The organism is Novosphingobium mangrovi (genome assembly GCF_022818885.1).
In the GTDB taxonomy this organism is placed as follows: Bacteria; Pseudomonadota; Alphaproteobacteria; order Sphingomonadales; family Sphingomonadaceae; genus Novosphingobium; species Novosphingobium mangrovi.
On record NZ_JALHAT010000003.1, the window covers coordinates 22,040 to 38,112 of the forward strand.

Genomic DNA, 16,073 nt, shown 5'->3' on the forward strand with positions numbered 1-16,073 from the left:
TTTTGCGTGTGAGGGCGCGGGGCCTTAGTTGTTGGCGGCGCCTTCGGCCGCGCTCTCGGCCGCATCGCCGATCTGCGAGGCCGCATTGCCGACATCCTGCGCCGCATCGGCAATGGCGTTGTCGCGCGCAACCTCGCTCGAGGAGGTCTGGCTGAAGAGGTAGAAGCCGCCGACAACCGCGACGAGCAGGATCAGCGCGATGACAAGGCCACTGCCGCCTGAGGACGACTTGCTCTCATGGATGACGGTGGTGTGGGTAGGCTGTGCCGCAGCCGGTTCGTCGGTGGTCGTGCGGCGCTCGTGGGTCACGTATTCATCTGCCATGGTTTCGCATCCCGTTGTTGTTTCGTGTTGCCGGGAATAACCAAGGATGCGCGCCTCCGGTTCCATGAACCGCAGATTACCGCGCGTTCAGCGGGGAGACGGAAGGTGCGGGACGGGAGCTCGTCGTGCCTCAGACCGCGAGGCGTAGCTGCTCGGGCTGGTCGGCCAGGACGTGGATCTGGAAATAGTACTTTTCGGTCGGCTGGCCGTTGGCGGTGAAATTGATGCGGACCTGCCGGGCGATGCCTTTCACGAAAATGCGCTGTCCCTTCAGGTGTTTGGCAATCTCATCCGGGTCATCGCTGCCGAACATGCGCCGTGCAGTGCGCATGGGAATGGAGACGGTCAGGCAGTTGCGGTCACGGTAGTCGCGCTCGGAGTTCAGGTAGATGTGGCCGCTTTGCGCGCCCACCGCGCGCACGGGCATCTCGAAGATCCCGGCAACGCCTGCTTTCGAGCCCAGATAGGAGGCGTAGGTGACCGCCTCGGTCGTGGAGAGGCAGCCCGGGGTGCAGGCTTGCGCGCGGCTCACCGAGGGTAGCCTAGCCTGGCCGTCCGGCGCTGGGGACGCGCCTGCAGCCTGGGCAAGACTGGCAAGAGCCAGCGCGAGGAGAGCGGCGTTCATGGATTTTCCTCCGGGAGCACGGTGGGCAATGCAAGTGCGCCATGAACGCACGGCACTTGTTATTAGGCAAGTGTATTGTGGCATGGGCGGTGTCTTCCTGATCATGCCCGGGCCTCTATAGCAAGCTCAGCTGCCCGTCGGGCGAGGGCGCGCGGAACTGGCTGCAATCGAGGTGGACGCCGGGAGGCCCAAGGCGGTGGCGCTTCATGGCAAGGCGGAAGCGGCTGCGCACGAGGTCGGCCCAGGGGCTCTGGGGCCGGAAGCGTTCGCCAAAGCGCGGATCGTTGTCGCGCCCGCCGCGCATTTCGCGGATGATCGCCATGACCTTGCCTGCGCGGTCGGGGAAATGGGCTTCGAGCCATTCGCGAAAGAGCGGGGCCACTTCGAGGGGCAGGCGCAGCATGATCCACATGGCCCCGCGCGAGCCCGCCTTCGCGGCTGCCTCGACCAGGCTTTCCAGTTCGTGGTCGGTGATTGCGGGGATGACCGGCGCGATCATGGCGTGGGCGGGAATACCTTGGGCATTCAGGGCCTCGAGCGCGGCAAAGCGTTTGGCAGGAGCTGCCGTGCGCGGTTCGAGCAGGCGCGAGAGGCGGGCATCGAGGCTGGTGACCGAGATCCCGACGCTGACAAGATCGCGCCGCGCCAGCTCGGCCAGCACGTCGCTGTCGGCAAGTATCCGGTCGGACTTGGTGACGAGGCTGACCGGGTGGCCGACCTCCAGACACAGTTCGAGGATGTCCCGGGTGATCCGGTAGCGCCGCTCGATCGGTTGGTAAGGATCGGTGTTGGTCCCCATCGCAATCGGCGCGACGCGGTAGTTCCGGCGAGCCAGCGTTTCGCGCAGCAGCCGGGCGGCATCGGGCTTGGCGAAGAGCCTGGTTTCGAAGTCCAGTCCCGGCGAGAGATCGTGGTAGGCATGGCTGGGCCGGGCAAAGCAGTAGATGCAGCCATGTTCGCATCCGTTGTACGCGTTGATCGAGCGGTCGAAGGGGATGTCGGGCGATTGGTTGAACGAGACGATTGTTCTGGGGTGCAACTCGGTGACGACCGTCGTGACCGAAGGGGGAGGGCCGTCGATCTGCTCTCGCTCGTCAAGCCAGTCGCCATCGCTCTCACTTTGCGTGAGATTGAAGCGCGTACTCGTCTGATTGCTGACCGCGCCGCGGCCCTTGATGGCTTCCATAATTGGAACATAACAGGAACACATGTGTCCGTCCATCCGTATGGCTTCAACAGTGCCCCCCAATTTGATGGCGGAAGTCAGACGAAGCACTTAACGTATTAGGATGTTTGCCCATTCCAGCTCCAAACGCGTCCGGCAAATGTTTGCCGATCAGTTCACTGCGGATGCCGAGGGCGCCCTTTACAGAAAGAGCCAGAAGGGTGCGCAATATCGCGTGAGCGAGGCGGAAAAGGAGGCATTCATAACGGCCTACTGCGCGCACATCCGGTACGCGAACTGGTCGATGATCATGGCGATTGTCCTCCTGTCAGTGCTGGTACCCTGGTTCAATCGGGGCAGGGACGTCTCCGAGTCCATGTTCGCGATCAGGATCGGAGTGTACGCGATCATGGTAGCATTCGTGGTGTTCTACTATTGGTCGTGGAATGCACCAGCTCGGGCGCTTCGGCATCGGACGCCGGAGCGTGCCGCATTGACGAGGGAGCAAGCGCGCGGGCTCGTGCTCTCAAAAATTACGTACCGAAAGCTGGCCTTGGTCGCCTCGATCGGCATGGGGCTGGTTTTGAAACATTCGCAGGAAACAGACCTATTTCAAAGTTGGGCGCTCGTCTGGCTCGCAATAGGCGGTGCCCTGGCTCTTGGTTCCGGTGTTCAGGCCTTTCGGAAATGGCGATGGGGTCAGCACCATTCCAGGCAGTAGACCGTCGCCAAGGAGTCCCGGCTCGCACAGGAAAACGGGCCCGCGGCCGAGGGTCTGGCGGCGGGCCCGGTAGGTGTCGGGAGAGAGAAAGGGGGAGGCTCTCCCGCGGGTCGGTCCGGATGCGTCAGGCGATGACGGTGGGCACTCCGCAGCGGACCTTGTTGACCTGTACGTCGGCGGCCCCGAGGCGGACGCCGAGCGCCTGCGTGAGAGAGAACACGGTTGCATCGAGTGTCGGGGCAATCGTGGACAGGGTATTGCCGACGATGTTGGTGACAGAGGAGAGGCTGAGCGAGAGGCCCAGGGTCTGGGCTTCGAGGTCGGTCTGCGCGATCAGCGAGGTCGCCAGCGACTGGGTGAGATCCTGCGTCGAGACGGTCTTGGTCACCTTGTCGCGAATGTCGGCAAAGGTGAAGAGGACCTCCTGCGGGCCGGTCGTGCCGCCCAGCGACACTTCCGATAGTGCGGTGACGCGCGCAATCAGCGGTACATTGACGAGCGTGGCCCGCGAAAGCGTGACCGGGCTCGAAAGGTCGCCCATGTCCTGCGCGTCGGGCCGCCCGATGCCGATGGTGCCGATGGCCGGGGTCACGCCAAGCCGCACACCGTCGCTATCGGGATCGCCGCTGCACTGGATATCGTCGAGCGTCGCCTCGGCCTGGGCGAGCTCGGTGTAGAGGGGGAGTTCGATGGATGGCAGCCAAGGGCTCCCCGTACCCACGCGCGCGGACACGAGCAGCCGGGCCTGGGCCGTGCGCAGGACGTAATCGCGCGCGCCAGTGATCGTCAGCCAGGGGGAATGCGCCAGTCCATAGCCGCGCACGAGGCGCACATGGACGCTGGAGAGCCCGGTGGCGGCCAGGTCCAGTTCGATGTCGAGCGTGTCGCCGTGCGAGAGTTCCAGTAGCATGCGCACCAGCGAGAAGGCATCGACCTCCACGCCCGCCGTGCCCGGATCGTAGTCAAGCGCTCCGTAGGGACCCAGATCGAGGAGGTCGGCAAGGCGCACTTCGACGAAGGGGGCCTCGTCCGCGATCCGGTCGATGAGGGCAACCGTGGCGCTGTCGGAGGCGGTCGAGCCGATCGCGCGCAGCGCATCGCCCAGCGGTACAGGCGTGTTGAACAGATCGGCGTAGGTGCCCTCGTTCGCATTGACCTGCAACTTGAGGGCCTCGGCAAACCCCAAGAGGTCGACGTCGGCGCTGGCAAGGTTCTGCGAATCAAGCACCGAGAGGTTGAGCTCGGTCCCGATCAGCGCCGAGAGCAGCGCGTTGGGAATGCCGTCCGATACGGTGGCAAGGCTCGAACCCAGCGAATAGGCCGCCATGTCGATCCGCGCGGCCGTAGCCCGCGCGCGCACCGTGGCCGTTTCGAAACCGAGCGCGCGCCCGAAGAAGAGCGGGACGGTCTGGACAAGGTGGACGCGTGCGGCGCTGTCCTCCCCGCCAAGCTGGAAGCGTTCGTCCAGGGGCACGATCTTGTCCTGGCGATAGGTGCCGCTTTCGAGTTCGGCGATCTCGATGTCGGCCTCGCGGCTCTGGTCGATGAGGCCCTGGACCGCCGAGCGGCGCATTTCGAGGGCGTTTTCCTGTGCGGCGGCCATCGCAGCGGCATCGGCCAGGCCCTGGAGGCGGCGCTCAGCGAGGTAGATCGCGCCCAGATCCACAGCGACCGTGGCCACCCCCATCAGCATGAGCAGAGAGCCTGCCAGCATGACGGTGACCGCCCCCTCGTTGTCGCGGCGAAGGGTACGAAGGCATGTTGTGCGTGCTTTCATGGGCCAACTCCTCAGATCCCGGCAAGCTGGACGGTGGCTGCGCGCGCGATCGTGTCGCCGGGCAGGGGCACCAGGGAGTTGCTGAACATTTCGGCCTGGGTGACATCGTAGACGAGGGTGACGCGGTAATACTGGCCGTCGAGGCCGGTCTGCACGGTCACCAGGTCCGGATCGAGCGTGCCGGTGTGCAGGACGCTGTCGGCCACACTGGTGTCGACCAGCTGGCGCCGTTCTCCCGCATCGAGCCCGGCGACCGAAGCGCGGGCCGCCTCGTTGGCGACCTGCTGCAGCGAATGGGCGGCCATGAACCAGCCGCCGTAAGTCACGACGCCCAGAAGCAGCATGATGAGGACGGGAAGGGCAAGCGCAGCTTCCACCAGGACCGCGCCGCCCGTGTGGGCGGGCAGACGGCGGATCCGCGACAGGCGGCGCGCGACGGGGGCCAGAATGCGGCGAGGCCGCGCGTAACGTGGGTAAATGGCTCCTCCGATAGCCTTGGTCATCGTCTCTCTCCTTATCTCCACGTTCAGGATGCGCGCGGAATGCGAAGGAGACTTTGAAGGCCCTGAAGGGTGGCCTTCGTATTTTACACAGGCTGCCTTTGGGAAAAGTGGTCGCTGTCTCAGCTAGTTGCAGTGGTAGTTAATTTCGTGGAAAGGCCCGTTCCCGCCAACCTTCGTATTGGGCAGATGGTCACTGCAATTTTCTGTTTACCTTTGTCCGCCCCGCCATTCCGGGAGGGGCAGACGCCTTCCTCTCGAAATGCCAATACGCGAGCCCTGTGGGCACTCCCCAAGTGATGCCGAATGCGCCACTCCTGAAGGTCGCAAGGGTAAGTGGCCCCCAAGTCAGGCCGGTGAAAAGCCAGAAGAAGATGAGCCCCGTCACGGCTCCACACAGTGCGGCGAGCAGAGCCATCCAGGGGGCGTCGCGCCAGGGCCCCAGAAGCGCGCGAAGAGGCAGGCCAAAGAGACATAACCCCAGTGCCGTGAAAGGGATGGCCACCGTGCCATACCCGGCGATGAGAACCGGAATGATCCACGCTTCGTGTGCGAACGTGGACAAGGGCTGCGTTTCAACGATGGCAATGACCAGCACGAATAGAGCCGTCCCCGCATAGGCTCCCACTGCTGCGGATTTGGCTAGGGTCGAAAAGCGGCTGTGGGTTGGGTAGTCGGGGACAGGCATTGCTCAAGCCTGGAACACTGAACCGGATCGGACAAGCTTCGGGCGGCTGGCCGCACGCATCACGACGGCACTTGGCGTTTGCCCCGCAGCAGGCAGGTGGATTCAGGCGCTGTCGCTCTCGTCGGTCAAGACGGCGATGGCCCCTTCGCTGCCGTAGACACCTTCGAGCTTCACCAGCGCCATGCACAGCGGGATCGTCTCGCCCCGATTGGTCAGGAAATGGGTGTGCAGGCGGACCGGCTCGCCGCCGCGCAGCACGCCTTCGAGTGTTTCGCGAAAGGCCACCTTGTCGGCCACCGCGACAAGGTCGGTGAGGGCGACGCCGATGAGGCGCTCCTCGGGCAGGTCGAGCATTTCGCAGAAAGGAGCATCAACACGGTCGATGGTGCCGCGCACCGAAACGCGGGCATAGGCCACGCCGCCATGCTTGTTGAGCGCCTCGATCATGGCTTCCTTGACGTTGGCCTTGAAGTGGCGCTCGACGTCCTGGGTGATGTCGTGGAGGCGGATGGCGAGGCGGTCCTCGAGCGGGAAGGTCTGGAAGCGCAGCCAGGCGTTCTCGACGAAGGGGGAGGGGATGTCGGCCATGTTCGGGTGCCCATGCACCAGCGTCTGGCGGGCCTGGACTTCGAGCAGGCTTCCGCTGATGCAGGGAAGGGCCTCGATCAGCGTGGGGCCGATCAGCGTGCCGGGCCGCGACTTGGTCAGGGCGTGGGCATTCCGATTGGCGTAGACGACGCGCATGTTCTCGTCGCAGGCGATGATGCCGTCGTCGATCCAGTCGGCAAGCGCGAAATTGGCCGATTCGTTGCGCTGGTTGGGGTTCTCGCCCGGTTCGCCGCCGCCGATCCGGTTCCACAGATCGATGGGGCAAAGCACGTGCGTCTCGCGCCCGTGGTGGGTGATGAAAACTGGCGAATCGTGTGCTTCATCGCGAAACCGCGCAAACTTGCGCACGAATTCGGCCGCTGAGACGTAGCCCATACCTGGCGTGCCCTCTTTCTCTCTCCAACCCGGTCTTGGCCAGGTCGACTGCAACGGGCAGCAGGGTTTTCGTGTGGTCCACGTTCACATGGATCCATGGCCCTGCTGCGTCTCGAACGTTGCGATCCCGAAGGGCAGGGTACGAGCCAACTATATAACACTTTTTTAAGATTTCGGGCAGCGACTATGATCCATAGTGAACGTATTGGCCGCCTATGTGCCTCGTCCCAACGCAAACGGGGCGGGCTGGATGTCCAGCCCGCCCCGCGTGTCGGTTCCGATGAAGGAAGCCGGGTTTCGGCTTAGCCGAGGCCCTGGGCCTTCATTTCCTTCTCGAGGTTCTCGACGATCGCCTCGAAGAACTGCTCGGTGGTCATCCAGCTCTGGTCCGGACCGATCAGGAGCGCGAGGTCCTTGGTCATCTTGCCGCTCTCGACGGTCTCGATGCAGACGCGCTCGAGGGTCTCGGCGAAGGCGACGACGTCCGGGGTGTTGTCGAACTTGCCGCGGTAGGAAAGACCACGGGTCCAGGCGAAGATCGACGCGATCGGGTTGGTCGAGGTGGCCTTGCCCTGCTGGTGCTGGCGGTAGTGACGGGTCACGGTGCCGTGGGCAGCTTCAGCTTCCACGGTCTTGCCGTCGGGCGCCATGAGAACCGAGGTCATGAGACCCAGCGAGCCGAAGCCCTGGGCAACGGTGTCCGACTGCACGTCACCGTCGTAGTTCTTGCAGGCCCAGACGAACTTGCCCGACCACTTGAGTGCCGAGGCGACCATGTCGTCGATCAGGCGGTGCTCGTAGGTGATGCCGGCTTCCTTGAACTTCTCGGCGAAGCCTTCGGTGTCGAACACTTCCTGGAACAGATCCTTGAAGCGGCCGTCGTAGGCCTTCATGATCGTGTTCTTGGTCGACAGGAACACCGGCCACTTGAGGTTGAGGCCGTAGTTGAACGAGGCGCGCGCGAAGTCGCGGATCGACTCGTCGAGGTTGTACATCGCCATGGCGACGCCCGGAGCCGGGAAGTCGAATACTTCCTTGTCGATGACCTGACCGTCTTCGCCTTCGAACACGAGGCGCAGCTTGCCCGGGCCCGGGATCAGCGTGTCGGTGGCGCGGTACTGGTCACCGAAGGCGTGACGGCCGACCACGATGGGGTCGGTCCAGCCCGGAACCAGACGGGGCACGTTGCTGATGACGATCGGCTCGCGGAAGACGACGCCGCCCAGGATGTTACGGATCGTGCCGTTGGGCGAACGCCACATCTTCTTGAGGCTGAATTCCTCGACGCGGGCTTCGTCCGGGGTGATCGTGGCGCACTTGACGGCGACACCGTATTCCTTGGTGGCGTTGGCGGCGTCGACGGTGATCTGGTCGTCGGTCTCGTCACGCTTGGTGACCGAGAGGTCGTAGTACTTCAGATCGATGTCGAGGTAGGGAAGGATCAGGCGTTCGCGGATCCACTCCCAGATGATCTTGGTCATCTCATCGCCGTCCATTTCGACGATGGGGTTAACTACCTTGATTTTTGCCATTCGAGAAAAGCTCCCCTGGGGTGAAGGTGGGTGAGAATTGGGCCGTCTCTTAGGCAGAGAGCGCCCGTATAGCAAGGCGGGTCTGTCCGGGCGTCCCAGAGCGCCTTGCAAGCCGTAGATAATGATTTGCAATATCTTGGTTGCGCAAAGGCATGGCGTTCGGCCATCGCGACCGGGCCTGCATCGACAGGGGCGCGATGCGGGCAGGCGAAGTGGCGAAAAGGTGGGCGCGGCGCACGATTGCGCAGGTGCGGCTCTTCGGGCATCGCTGCGCGCACCATGAGAACCCGCCGTGCCGCCCGCTTGCTTGTACTCGACGCGCAGTTGCGCGTTTTGCTGCTGCGCTTCGTCTTTCGTGAGGGTGCTTTGCGCGGAGGTGATTTCTGGGCGACGCCGGGTGGCGGGCTCGAGCCGGGCGAGGATTTCGCGCAGGCGGCCCTGCGCGAACTGTTCGAGGAAACCGGCTTTGCGATCACCGATCCCGGGCGCGAGGTGGCGCGGCGCACGGTGCACTTCGTCATGCCCACAGGCGAGCCGGTGGAGAGCGAGGAGCGCTACTTCCTGGTGCGCCACGACGGTGCGGCCCTGTCGGCGCTCCATCGCACCGCCCTGGAGCAGGACGCCATAGCCGGGCACCGCTGGTGTCCTCGTGCCGAGCTGGAGCGGCTGGACGAGCAGGTCTGGCCCGAAGACCTTGCGGCCATGCTTGTCGATGCCGGAGCGTGGTGAGCGGGGAAGGGCGCGCAAAGCCCCAAACAAAAACCCCGCCTGGCTTTTCAGCCGGCGGGGTCTTGCGGAATGGTGGGCGTAGCAAGGATTGAACTTGCGACCCCTACGATGTCAACATAGTGCTCTACCACTGAGCTATACGCCCATTCCATTCGAGCGTTCCGAGAAGTTGTCCCCCTCGGTGGAGAGGCCCTCTAAAGGGGCTTCCGATTCTTGGCAAGGGCTTTTTTCAGAAAAATGTAATCAGATCTGCACGTGCTCGCTCAAACCGAACATTCGCTGCACTTCCAAGACGATATCGCGCAGGTGGAAGGGCTTGGACAGCACCTTGGCCTGCGGGGCTTCACGGCTGGCGCGCAGCGAAACGGCGGCAAAACCGGTAATGAACATGACCTTGGTGGCGGGCGCGATCTTGGCGCAGCGCTGGGCCAGTTCGATGCCGTCCATCTCGGGCATGACGATGTCGGAGAGGAGCAGGTCGAAGCTGTCGCTTTCGAGGTGGGGCAGCGCTTGCGTGCCTCGGTCGACCGCGACGACGTCGTACCCGGCATTTTCCAGTGCGCGTGCGAGGTAGGTGCGCATGGCCTGATCGTCTTCGGCTAGGAGGATGCGGATCATCTCTTGTTTTATTCCAACCTGGTGTTCGTGTGCGACCGCAAGGCGGTGTCTTGTGAAGCGGCCTCCCGATCCGATGGAATCGGACCAACCGCTCCAGATTATGCTTTTTCCGCATATTCGGAATCATCAGGTGAATCCATCAGGCGGAAAAATGCTCTGGGCGACTCGTCATAGCGCGGTTGGGGTTAAATTTCTTGCCCGGAATGGTCTTGGGGACCTGTCGGGGCGAGGCCGCGAGGTGGGCTGTGCGCCGGGGCTTTGACAGGGGCGTGGGAACGGGGCAGCGTTCGCCCCATGTCGCCTGCTCCCCATTCACCAGATTCGTTGTCCGGCCCGGACGCGCCGTCCCTCGCGCTTTCGGGAGGCAGTGTGCCGGGGCATGCGCAGCCGCAGCCCGCGTACACGCTGCATGGAGGAGGCGCAGGGGAGATGCCGATCCTGCTGGCCGTGCCGCACGCGGGGAGAGCCTATCCCGAGGCGCTGCTGGGGGACCTGCGCGAAGCTGCGCAGGCGAGTGTGCGGCTGGAAGATCGCTTCGTCGACATTCTCGCGCGCGGGGTGGCCGAGGCGACCGGCGTCGACCTGCTTCTGGCCCATGCACCGCGGGCGATGATCGATCTCAACCGTGCGCCCGAGGATGTCGACTGGGGGATGGTCGAGCGCATGCCGGGCGAAGGGGGCTCGGGTGCGTCGCGGGGCGCGCTTTCGCCGCGGGCGCGCAGTGGCCTTGGTCTCATTCCCCGGCGCCTGCCGGGTATTGGTGAGCTGTGGCGCCGTTCGCTGCGCCGCGAGGAGGTCGAGGCCCGGATCGCGCAGGTCCATGCGCCCTATCACGCCGCGCTTGCGCAGCGCCTTGTGGAAATTCGCGCGCGCTGGGGTGTGGCGCTGCTGGTCGATCTGCATTCGATGCCGCCGCTCCAGGCCCGGCCCGGCCAGACCGGCGCCGAGATCGTGATCGGGGATCGCTTCGGAGCGAGCTGCCATGGCGCGGTCATCGCCGCGACCTTTGCCCACTTTGCCCGTTGCGGGCGCACTGCGGCCCATAATCGGCCCTATGCCGGGGGCTATGTCCTCGACCGTCATGCCGCGCCTCGTCGCGGCATCCACGCGCTTCAGGTCGAGATCGACCGGACGTGCTATCTCGATGCGCAGATGCGTGCGCCGAGCGCGGGCGTGGACGCGCTGGTGGAGCAGCTTGCGGGCCTGGTTCGGGTTCAGGCCGCGGCGGTCATGGAGCTGGCGCGCCCGCGCGGGGCCGAGGAGGGCGGCGAGGGTTGGCCGCTCGCCGCGCAGTAGGCGCAGTAGGCGCAGTAGGCGCAGTAGGTCTGGCGCCTCGCGCGTGCAGACCTAAAAAAACCACCCCGCGCGACGCGCGAGGTGGCCAAGGTTCAGGGAGGAGGTGCACATCGAGTGCACCAGCCGATCGGGCCATGAGGGTAGCGCCGATCAGGCTGTCTCCAACATAGCGAACCTTGTGCCGAGTTCAAGCGATTCTTCGACGCAAAAATTACGCATCATGTCCAGTTAAAAAATCACGTGTCCGGATTATCAAATCCGATTGTGACATTTTTGTCATGAAGCGGTTGGTAACCTTCAAAAGCAGCGGCCCGGGCGGACTTCGCGTCTGCGTCGTCCACCCGGGCCGCGGGTATTTCCGGTCGGGCGAGGGGCCCGAATGAGGTGCCTGGGATCCGGCGTGCCGGGTCAGGCGCCCCGGTCAGGCATTCGCGGCCGGAGCCTGCGGCTGGGCATGCGGGCCCTTGCCCTGCTGCATCTGGCGGCCGAAGATGTCGCGCACCAGATCGAGCGAGAAGAGGTGGGCGTAGATCAGCGCGAGGAGACCGTTCTGGTTCCACTGGCGCAGGATGTCGCCACGCACTTCGCGCAGCTTGTTCTCGTCGACCATCTTGAAGCCGCGGTAGTTGAAGGGCTGGCCGCCGCCGATGTCGATGTTGAGCTCACCGTCCATGAGCAGGTCGTGCTTCTTGAGTTCGGCCATGAAGTTGCCGGTCTTCGAACCCGCCATCTCGAAGTTCTCGCAGAACTTGAGCATGTTCTTGGTGGTGTCGGTCGGCTCGCCATCGGCGAACAGGGCCTCGCCTTCCTCGATCTCGCCGATGAGGTCGCTGCTGGGATCGACGCAGAGCGAGAGCTCTTCGCTGTCCGGGCGCAGACGGGCGAGCATGAAGGGGTAGCGGCGCGCATAGGCCGGTATGTAGATCGGGTTGGGAACCGTGCCGTCGTCCTCGACGAAGACGTTCACGCCCTCGTTCATGCCCATCAGCGCGAGCGGGATCGGCTGGTCGGTGCCGGTGAAGATGATCGGGAAGTGGCGCTGTGCCTGCGGGAACTCTTCGACGGTCAGGGGAATCGAGTTCACCCCGGCCAGCCAGGTCGCCTTGTCGGTCGAACGCGTCTTCCAGCTTGCGTGCTGCTGCGAATTGAGCGGCACCAGATCCTTGTAGAACAAGGGAAGGGATGGATTCTGTGGCGCAGTGGCCATTGCAATACTCTCCGCGATCGAGGTTTCAAAAAAGATCAGCGCGTGGCTTTAGTGGCTTGATTGCGGCCGTGCAAGCCGAGGGTTCCCGCCACTAGGGGACTTCTACTCAGTTCATCAGCTTGCCGGGGTTGAGGAGACCTTGCGGATCGAGCGCGGACTTGACCGCGCGCAGCAGCCCCAGCGCCACCGGGTCGGCCAGCCGGGCCAGTTCGTCGCGCTTGAGCTGGCCGATCCCGTGCTCGGCCGAGATCGAGCCGTTCCACTGCGTGACCAGATCATGGACGCGCGCGCTGATGGCCTTGGCCTCGCCCGCATACCAGGTGGCGGCATCGACCCCTTTGGGCGCGATCATGTGGAAATGGACATTGCCATCGCCAAGGTGCCCGAAGGCGACCGCGCGCGTGCCTGGCCACTCGGCTTCGAGCTGGGGGCTGACCGTCTCGATGAAGCGGGGCATGTCGGCCACGGGCACCGAGATGTCGTGCTGGACGGCGGGGCCCTGCGCGCGCTCGGCGGGGGAGACGGATTCGCGCAAGGTCCAGAACGCCTCGGCCTGCGCCTCGTTGGCCGCGATCGTGGCATCCGCGATCACCCCCTTCTCGAGTGCACTGGCCAGCGCGGCTTCGCACTGGTCGCGCAAGGCCGTACCCGATCCTGCGGGCGCATCGCGCGGCGCGACCGCTTCGATGAGGACATGCCAGGGCGCGCGCGTGGCGAGCGGCGCACGGGCCTCGGGAAGGTACTCGAGCACGTGGTCGAGGCAGGGCTGGGGCAGCACCTCGAAGCCCTCTACCGCGCCCGGCAGTGCCTCCTCGCAGCGATGGAGCAGTTGGCGCGCGGCGCCCAGCGAGGGCGCGGCCGCCCAGATCACCACCCGCTCACCGATGGCGGGTGCAAGCTGTAGTGCGGCAGCCGTGACGATGCCCAGTGTGCCTTCCGCGCCGATGAAGAGTTGCTTGAGGTCGAAGCCGCGGTTGTCCTTGCGCAGCGGCGTTAGCGCCGAATAGACCTCGCCGCTTGCCAGTACCGCCTCGATGCCCAGCACCATGGCGCGCATCGAGCCATGGCGCAGCACCTGCGTGCCGCCGGCGTTGGTCGAGATAAGCCCGCCGACCGTGGCCGAGCCCTTGCCGCCCAGCGTCAGGGGGAAGCGCAAGCCTTGCGCCTCGGCCGCTTCGTGCAGGCTCTGGAGCACGACGCCCGCCCCACAGGTGACCCGCTGCTCGGCGACGTCGATGGCGCCCATCGTGTTCATCCGGCGCAGCGAGACGAGGAGCTGATTGCCCTCGGGCGACGGCGTGGCGCCCCCCGACATGCCGCTGTTGCCGCCCTGGGGGACAAGCGTCACGCCGTGCGCCGCGCACAGCTTCACGAGCGCGCTCAGCTGCGCGGTGTCGGCCGGCGAGGCGAGGGCGAGGCAGGCGCCGTGAAAGCGGCCGCGCCAGTCGGTCGTCCAGGGCGCGGTCAGGTCTGTATCGCGGGTCAGGCCGCGCGGGCCAAGCAGGGCGTTAGCCTCGGTCAGGAAGGTGTCGAAGGTGCTCATCTGCGCGGGTCTATGGCACAGCCCCCAGGCACTTTCATCCCTTCTTGAAAGTGCGTGCGGCGTCGTAGGCGCGGGCAGGGAGGGTTTTCCCGAGGCAAGGTTCAGCAGGCGTTCAAGCTGTTGCGCTAGGGATCGGCTTGCGGCATCACCGTGCGTCGGGGAAATGGGTCTGCAATGAGTTTCACATCCGTCCTGCTGATACCGCTGGCGTTTCTTGCGCCGGCGTCCTCGGCCTTGCAGCCGCGGGACGGTGGGGCGTGGGGGCATGACACCGCACGTACGCAGCTCTGGCCCGAGGCGGTGGCTCTGGATGATGCGCCGGGGCCTCTTTCCTTTCCTGAGGAGCAGATGCGCCGCGTGCAACCGGAGCCCGCCTGGCAGGTGCGCATCGAGCGGCGCATGACGATCCGCATTTCGCCCCGTGGCCGGGCGCCGCTTCCTCCTGACATGCGCGGCATTGCCATGCCCGGCGGGCCGGGCGCGCCGCGCTACGAGGAGCGCCCTATGAGCAAGTGCGTTGCGGCGGCCGGGATCGCGGGGGTTCAGCCCGAACGCGGCAACCGCCTGATCTTCTTCATGCGTGACCGGCGCGTAGTGAGCGCGGAACTCGACCATTCGTGCCGCGCGATGGATTTCTATTCGGGCTTCTATCTTGCGGGCAACGAAGACGGAAAGGTCTGCGTCAAGCGCGACAAGCTGCAATCGCGCAGTGGCACCAAATGCAGCCTGACTCGCATGCGCGAACTTGTCCGGATTCGGGACTGACGTCCTTTCGTCCGCGAGTTCTGCGGATTTCCTTGACTTTTGTGCACCAATCGGACTAGGGGCCCGCAATCGTGATGCGCGGGTCCCAAGTGGCTGGTGCATTGCCAAGAACACATGTTGTCCCGCATCCCCTTATCCGGAAACCTGAGCGTATATGAGCTTTGCCGACCTCGGCCTGTCTGACGAATTGCTGCAAGCGGTGGAAGCCGCGGGCTACAGCGAACCGACCCCTATTCAGGCGCAGGCGATCCCCCCGGTCCTCATGATGAAGGATCTCATCGGGATCGCACAGACCGGCACCGGCAAGACCGCCAGTTTCGTTCTCCCGATGATCGACGTGCTCGCACATGGCCGCCGCCGTGCGCTGATGCCGCGCTCGCTTATCCTGGAGCCGACGCGCGAACTCGCCGCGCAGGTGGCGGACAACTTCGTCAAGTACGGCAAGAACCACGACCTGCGCATGGCGCTGCTGATCGGCGGCGTCCAGATGGGCGAACAGGTCAAGGCGCTGCAGGAAGGCGTGGACGTCCTGATCGCGACGCCGGGCCGCCTGATGGACCTGTTCGAGCGGGGCAAGATCCTGCTCACGGGCTGTGAACTGCTGGTCATCGACGAAGCTGACCGCATGCTCGACATGGGCTTCATCCCGGACATCGAGACGATCTGCTCGAAGCTGCCGACCAACCGCCAGACGCTGCTGTTCTCGGCAACGATGCCGCCGGTTATCAAGAAGCTGGCTGACCGCTTCCTCGAGAACCCCAAGTACATCGAAGTCGCCCGTCCGGCCTCGACCAATACCAACATCGCCCAGTTCAAGGTGCCGGTGACCGCACGCAAGAAGCGTGAGACGCTGCGCGAGATCCTGCGCACCGACAACGTGTCGACCGCGATCATCTTCTGCAACCGCAAGACGACCGTGCGTGAACTGGCCAAGAACCTGAAGCAGAACGGTTTTGCAGCCGGCGAGATCCATGGCGACATGGACCAGTCCTCGCGCATCGCCGAGCTCGACTGCTTCAAGTCGGGTGAGATCAACATTCTCGTCGCCTCCGACGTTGCCGCACGCGGCCTCGACGTGAAGGGCGTGAGCCACGTCTTCAACTACGACACGCCCTGGCATCCGGACGACTACGTCCACCGCATTGGCCGCACCGGCCGTGGCGGCGCTTCGGGCCGGGCTTTCACCCTCGTGACCCCGGACGATGCCGAAGCGGTGGAGAACGTCGAGAAGCTGACAGGTGGGACGATCCCGCTGTTTGGTGAGGCTGCGGACAGCGCAGAGGCGGCTCCTGCCGCTGAAGAGGCCGAAGCTGCTCCCGCGCCGCGCAAGCGCGCCAGCCGCTCGAAGACGGCCACCAAGACCACTGCGGCTCCGGCCAAGGCGAAGCCTGCTCCTAAGGCAGCGGCGAAGCCCGCTCCGGCCCCCGTGGCCGAGGAGACGGTCGAGGCCGAGAGCCCGGCTCCGGCTCCCAAGCGCCGCGCGCCGCGTCGCCGGGCCGAGCCCACGGTGGCAGCCCCCGTGCTCGAAGCGGCGGGCGACTGGAACGGTCCGATCCCGGACTTCCTCGCGGTTTCCGCGGTTTCCTGAAACGAGCGCCT

Annotated in this window: 16 protein-coding genes and 1 tRNA gene; 5 read left to right on the forward strand and 12 right to left on the reverse strand. The window is 64.9% G+C overall.

Going from position 1 to position 16,073, the window contains the following annotated elements; translation table 11 throughout:
• Window positions 1-24: 24 nt before the first annotated feature.
• The 3 genes from MTR65_RS02275 to MTR65_RS02285 form a co-directional block, all read right to left on the reverse strand.
• Window positions 25-324, reverse strand: coding sequence for a hypothetical protein (locus MTR65_RS02275; RefSeq protein WP_243796730.1), 300 nt, complete (start codon window positions 322-324; stop codon window positions 25-27).
• Window positions 325-454: 130 nt separating this feature from the next.
• Complete coding sequence (locus MTR65_RS02280) at window positions 455-949, reverse strand: hypothetical protein (RefSeq protein WP_243796731.1); 495 nt, start codon at window positions 947-949, stop codon at window positions 455-457.
• A gap of 115 nt (window positions 950-1,064) precedes the next feature.
• Window positions 1,065-2,135: a PA0069 family radical SAM protein gene (locus MTR65_RS02285; protein ID WP_243796732.1), complete on the reverse strand. Its 1,071-nt coding sequence runs from the start codon at window positions 2,133-2,135 to the stop codon at window positions 1,065-1,067.
• A 103-nt stretch (window positions 2,136-2,238) separates the two neighbouring features.
• Here MTR65_RS02285 and MTR65_RS02290 point away from each other — a divergent pair, with 103 nt between their 5' ends.
• Complete coding sequence (locus MTR65_RS02290; protein WP_243796733.1) at window positions 2,239-2,835, forward strand: hypothetical protein; 597 nt, start codon at window positions 2,239-2,241, stop codon at window positions 2,833-2,835.
• Window positions 2,836-2,959: 124 nt separating this feature from the next.
• On the opposite strand, the gene MTR65_RS02295 is transcribed toward MTR65_RS02290, so the two are convergent.
• The 5 genes from MTR65_RS02295 to MTR65_RS02315 all read right to left on the reverse strand — a co-directional run bounded on the left by MTR65_RS02295 (window position 2,960) and on the right by MTR65_RS02315 (window position 8,316).
• Complete coding sequence (locus MTR65_RS02295; RefSeq protein ID WP_243796734.1) at window positions 2,960-4,612, reverse strand: pilus assembly protein TadG-related protein; 1,653 nt, start codon at window positions 4,610-4,612, stop codon at window positions 2,960-2,962.
• A gap of 11 nt (window positions 4,613-4,623) precedes the next feature.
• On the reverse strand, window positions 4,624-5,115 hold the full coding sequence (locus MTR65_RS02300; protein ID WP_243796735.1) for a TadE/TadG family type IV pilus assembly protein: 492 nt from the start codon (window positions 5,113-5,115) through the stop codon (window positions 4,624-4,626).
• Window positions 5,116-5,305: 190 nt separating this feature from the next.
• The gene (locus MTR65_RS02305; RefSeq protein WP_243796736.1) at window positions 5,306-5,800 is read right to left on the reverse strand and encodes a hypothetical protein; all 495 of its coding nucleotides are present in this window, start codon (window positions 5,798-5,800) and stop codon (window positions 5,306-5,308) included.
• A 102-nt stretch (window positions 5,801-5,902) separates the two neighbouring features.
• Window positions 5,903-6,784: a PAS domain-containing protein gene (locus MTR65_RS02310; protein ID WP_243796738.1), complete on the reverse strand. Its 882-nt coding sequence runs from the start codon at window positions 6,782-6,784 to the stop codon at window positions 5,903-5,905.
• Between the two features lie 302 nt (window positions 6,785-7,086).
• A complete protein-coding gene (locus MTR65_RS02315) occupies window positions 7,087-8,316 on the reverse strand; it encodes an NADP-dependent isocitrate dehydrogenase (RefSeq protein ID WP_213501350.1) in 1,230 nt (409 codons plus the stop codon).
• A 279-nt stretch (window positions 8,317-8,595) separates the two neighbouring features.
• On the opposite strand from MTR65_RS02315, the gene MTR65_RS02320 reads away from it, so the two are divergent.
• On the forward strand, window positions 8,596-9,045 hold the full coding sequence (locus tag MTR65_RS02320; RefSeq protein WP_243796739.1) for an NUDIX hydrolase: 450 nt from the start codon (window positions 8,596-8,598) through the stop codon (window positions 9,043-9,045).
• A 70-nt stretch (window positions 9,046-9,115) separates the two neighbouring features.
• Here the strand turns inward: MTR65_RS02320 and MTR65_RS02325 are convergent.
• Window positions 9,116-9,190: transfer RNA gene (locus MTR65_RS02325), tRNA-Val, on the reverse strand.
• Window positions 9,191-9,288: 98 nt separating this feature from the next.
• Window positions 9,289-9,663: a cell cycle two-component system response regulator CpdR gene (gene cpdR, locus MTR65_RS02330; RefSeq protein ID WP_243796740.1), complete on the reverse strand. Its 375-nt coding sequence runs from the start codon at window positions 9,661-9,663 to the stop codon at window positions 9,289-9,291.
• A gap of 429 nt (window positions 9,664-10,092) precedes the next feature.
• Here cpdR and MTR65_RS02335 point away from each other — a divergent pair, with 429 nt between their 5' ends.
• Window positions 10,093-10,959: an N-formylglutamate amidohydrolase gene (locus MTR65_RS02335; RefSeq protein ID WP_243796741.1), complete on the forward strand. Its 867-nt coding sequence runs from the start codon at window positions 10,093-10,095 to the stop codon at window positions 10,957-10,959.
• A gap of 421 nt (window positions 10,960-11,380) precedes the next feature.
• On the opposite strand, the gene MTR65_RS02340 is transcribed toward MTR65_RS02335, so the two are convergent.
• On the reverse strand, window positions 11,381-12,166 hold the full coding sequence (locus MTR65_RS02340; RefSeq protein ID WP_243796742.1) for a SapC family protein: 786 nt from the start codon (window positions 12,164-12,166) through the stop codon (window positions 11,381-11,383).
• Between the two features lie 106 nt (window positions 12,167-12,272).
• Window positions 12,273-13,709: an FAD-binding oxidoreductase gene (locus tag MTR65_RS02345; RefSeq protein ID WP_243796744.1), complete on the reverse strand. Its 1,437-nt coding sequence runs from the start codon at window positions 13,707-13,709 to the stop codon at window positions 12,273-12,275.
• Window positions 13,710-13,883: 174 nt separating this feature from the next.
• Here MTR65_RS02345 and MTR65_RS02350 point away from each other — a divergent pair, with 174 nt between their 5' ends.
• Both MTR65_RS02350 and MTR65_RS02355 read left to right on the forward strand, forming a co-directional pair.
• The gene (locus MTR65_RS02350) at window positions 13,884-14,474 is read left to right on the forward strand and encodes a hypothetical protein (RefSeq protein WP_243796746.1); all 591 of its coding nucleotides are present in this window, start codon (window positions 13,884-13,886) and stop codon (window positions 14,472-14,474) included.
• 154 nt (window positions 14,475-14,628) lie between these two features.
• Window positions 14,629-16,062, forward strand: a complete 1,434-nt coding sequence (locus tag MTR65_RS02355; RefSeq protein WP_243796748.1) for a DEAD/DEAH box helicase — start codon at window positions 14,629-14,631, stop codon at window positions 16,060-16,062.
• Window positions 16,063-16,073 lie beyond the last annotated feature (11 nt).

What these genes read in the sequence shown, in the direction of transcription:
- MTR65_RS02275 (WP_243796730.1), bottom strand. Translation starts at nt 324, where the DNA reads ATGGCAGATGAATACGTGACCCACGAGCGCCGCACGACCACCGACGAA.
- MTR65_RS02280 (WP_243796731.1), bottom strand. Translation starts at nt 949, where the DNA reads ATGAACGCCGCTCTCCTCGCGCTGGCTCTTGCCAGTCTTGCCCAGGCT.
- MTR65_RS02285 (WP_243796732.1), bottom strand. Translation starts at nt 2,135, where the DNA reads ATGGAAGCCATCAAGGGCCGCGGCGCGGTCAGCAATCAGACGAGTACG.
- MTR65_RS02290 (WP_243796733.1), top strand. Translation starts at nt 2,239, where the DNA reads ATGTTTGCCCATTCCAGCTCCAAACGCGTCCGGCAAATGTTTGCCGAT.
- MTR65_RS02295 (WP_243796734.1), bottom strand. Translation starts at nt 4,612, where the DNA reads ATGAAAGCACGCACAACATGCCTTCGTACCCTTCGCCGCGACAACGAG.
- MTR65_RS02300 (WP_243796735.1), bottom strand. Translation starts at nt 5,115, where the DNA reads ATGACCAAGGCTATCGGAGGAGCCATTTACCCACGTTACGCGCGGCCT.
- MTR65_RS02305 (WP_243796736.1), bottom strand. Translation starts at nt 5,800, where the DNA reads ATGCCTGTCCCCGACTACCCAACCCACAGCCGCTTTTCGACCCTAGCC.
- MTR65_RS02310 (WP_243796738.1), bottom strand. Translation starts at nt 6,784, where the DNA reads ATGGGCTACGTCTCAGCGGCCGAATTCGTGCGCAAGTTTGCGCGGTTT.
- MTR65_RS02315 (WP_213501350.1), bottom strand. Translation starts at nt 8,316, where the DNA reads ATGGCAAAAATCAAGGTAGTTAACCCCATCGTCGAAATGGACGGCGAT.
- MTR65_RS02320 (WP_243796739.1), top strand. Translation starts at nt 8,596, where the DNA reads ATGAGAACCCGCCGTGCCGCCCGCTTGCTTGTACTCGACGCGCAGTTG.
- cpdR (WP_243796740.1), bottom strand. Translation starts at nt 9,663, where the DNA reads ATGATCCGCATCCTCCTAGCCGAAGACGATCAGGCCATGCGCACCTAC.
- MTR65_RS02335 (WP_243796741.1), top strand. Translation starts at nt 10,093, where the DNA reads ATGCCGATCCTGCTGGCCGTGCCGCACGCGGGGAGAGCCTATCCCGAG.
- MTR65_RS02340 (WP_243796742.1), bottom strand. Translation starts at nt 12,166, where the DNA reads ATGGCCACTGCGCCACAGAATCCATCCCTTCCCTTGTTCTACAAGGAT.
- MTR65_RS02345 (WP_243796744.1), bottom strand. Translation starts at nt 13,709, where the DNA reads ATGAGCACCTTCGACACCTTCCTGACCGAGGCTAACGCCCTGCTTGGC.
- MTR65_RS02350 (WP_243796746.1), top strand. Translation starts at nt 13,884, where the DNA reads ATGAGTTTCACATCCGTCCTGCTGATACCGCTGGCGTTTCTTGCGCCG.
- MTR65_RS02355 (WP_243796748.1), top strand. Translation starts at nt 14,629, where the DNA reads ATGAGCTTTGCCGACCTCGGCCTGTCTGACGAATTGCTGCAAGCGGTG.